General features: G+C 65.3%; 2 protein-coding genes. Both read right to left on the reverse strand.

Going from position 1 to position 2,173, the window contains the following annotated elements; all coding sequences use genetic code 11:
• Positions 1 to 182: 182 nt before the first annotated feature.
• Positions 183 to 1,184: a 2,3-diaminopropionate biosynthesis protein SbnA gene (gene sbnA / locus ACFVJS_RS27685; protein WP_378886753.1), complete on the reverse strand. Its 1,002-nt coding sequence runs from the start codon at positions 1,182 to 1,184 to the stop codon at positions 183 to 185.
• Positions 1,185 to 1,259: 75 nt separating this feature from the next.
• Positions 1,260 to 1,757, reverse strand: coding sequence for a hypothetical protein (locus ACFVJS_RS27690; protein ID WP_378886754.1), 498 nt, complete (start codon positions 1,755 to 1,757; stop codon positions 1,260 to 1,262).
• Positions 1,758 to 2,173: the final 416 nt, after the last annotated feature.

Genomic DNA, 2,173 nt, shown 5'->3' on the forward strand with positions numbered 1-2,173 from the left:
CGGGAGCCGCGATCGCGGCCCCCGCCCAGACCCCGACGGTGGCGTCGGAGGCACCGAGCGATGCCATGTACAGCGGCATGATCGGCACCAGCGCCATCAGCCCGGCGGTGTTGACGAACTGGGAGATCCACAGCAGCCCCAGGTCCGTGCGCCGCAGGGTCAGGTGTTCGTTCATGCTCGACTCATGCCTGGGTGGAGACATCCAGTCGCGGGTCGGACACGCCGCCAACCGTGGAGACCATCTCGAGCCACTGGTCGTCATAGACCAGGTCGAGGTACCGCTCCCCTCGGTCCGGGAGAACGGTCAGGACGCGGCTGCCGGCAGACGTGGTCGGCAGGAACTGTGTGATCGCTGCGATCACCGCCCCAGAGGAGCCACCGCCGAGGACCCCCTCGGTGGCAACCAGGTGTCGACAGCCGAGCGCGGCTCGAGCATCGTCGACGTGGACCACGTGGTCGATCTCCGCACGGCTGAGCAGCTCCGGCACCCGGCTCGCTCCGTAGCCGGGGATCTCACGCGGACCAGCAGGCGTTCCGAAGATCACCGAACCGACCGCATCCACAGCCACCACCTGCATCGCCGGGTACCGCTCCCTAAGCCGCCGGGCGAGTCCCAGGATCGAGCCCGTGGTGGAGACGGCCGCTACCAGGTAGTCCACCGGGGTCTGGACCGCGTCGAGGACCTCCCGACCCGTCGTCTCGTAGTACGCGCGCCAGTTGAGGTCGTTGGCGTACTGGTTGACCCAGACGCTGTCGGCGCTGGCTTCGGCCAGCTCCTGAGCCCGCCGAACCCGGGTGTGCAGAAAGCCGCCACTCTCATCACGCTCGGTCACCAGCTCCACATCCGCGCCAACTGCCTGCAGGAGCCGCAGGTTGGTCGAGGTGGTCTTCGGATCCACCACGGCGGTGAAGGCCAGCCCGTGGAGCCCGGCCATCGTCGCCAGCGCGACCCCGAGGTTTCCCGAGGTGCTCTCCACCAGCCGCATCCCAGGTCGCAGGTCGCCTGAGGCCAGTCCGGATTCGATGATGAAGCGCGCAGGCCGGTCCTTCATGCTGCCAGCAGGGTTGAGCATCTCGAGCTTGGCGATCACCTCCCGATCCGGATCCGGGAAGCAGCGATCCAAACGCAGCAACGGGGTTTCACCGACGCACGTGATCAAGGAGTCGTGAATGTTTTCGGGCATGCCAAAGTTCCTTCGTTCATGAAGTCGAAAGGGTGTGGAAAGGGCTAGGAGGGTGTCGTCAGACGACGCCGACTCCTAGACCCGCTGCACACCGAGTTCACGAACGAGATGCGGGGTCGACCGCGGCAGATCAACGGGACCCTGCGACCGGATCAGCCCCGCGGGGCGCGGGGTCACCCACAAACACCCCAGGGCAGGCGTCAACGCCGAGACAGCGACTCCAAGACGCGACTGAGTGATCTCACCGCACTCGTACTCACCATGAGGGTGCTCGACCTTGAATACGTCCACGTCGCCGGCCGCGCCCGGATCACCGATGGTGGAGTCACCGTGATCGTGATGACCCGACTCTTGATCGCTGTCGTCGACGTGGGCGACTGACACAGCCGTCGACTCGGCCCCGGGCTCAGCGATGGCGTGGTCGGCGCTTCCATGGTGTCCGCTGTGCATGCTCAGCAGATGCACCGCAAACACGATCGCGGCGATCAGTGCCACCACGACGCGTGGCCGGCGCCCTGAGAACGACAGGCGACGAAAACTGGAGGCGAACGCCGCGTCAAGCCCCGAGGTCATACGTCCCCTTGCGTCGTCATCATCGTTGATCCGGCGCAGCCAAACTAACAGCCGACCCTGAAGAAACCCTGACACCACGACGTGACCTACGACACCGGCTGTTGTCGAGGGCATAGGTCCTCTGGCCGGGAGGCGGGAAAGTCACCGTGCGCAGAGCAAGAGGTTGTACGTCGATCCTTCATGATCGACTTCGAGCCGGTCTACAGTAGCCCCGCCTCTTGGAGTTCCCGATGACGTCGTCGACCGGGCGCAACGTGAAGTTGTGGTTGGCGGTGATGAGCCCAAGTGTGGAACTCCTCGGCATGATGATGACCCTTATCAGGCTCTTCCTACCTGAGGTGGGGGTGGCGTAGGCCGCCGGCGATGAGGAGCATCCTGAGTCGGTAGTGGTCCAGGTTGCGGAAGCCACGGGCGAT

The sequence above is a fragment of the Nocardioides sp. NPDC057772 genome (assembly GCF_042798075.1).
GTDB lineage: Bacteria > Actinomycetota > Actinomycetes > Propionibacteriales > Nocardioidaceae > Nocardioides.

Excerpts from the sequence above, each read along its gene's own strand:
- sbnA (WP_378886753.1), bottom strand. The coding sequence starts at position 1,184 with ATGCCCGAAAACATTCACGACTCCTTGATCACGTGCGTCGGTGAAACC.
- ACFVJS_RS27690 (WP_378886754.1), bottom strand. The coding sequence starts at position 1,757 with ATGACCTCGGGGCTTGACGCGGCGTTCGCCTCCAGTTTTCGTCGCCTG.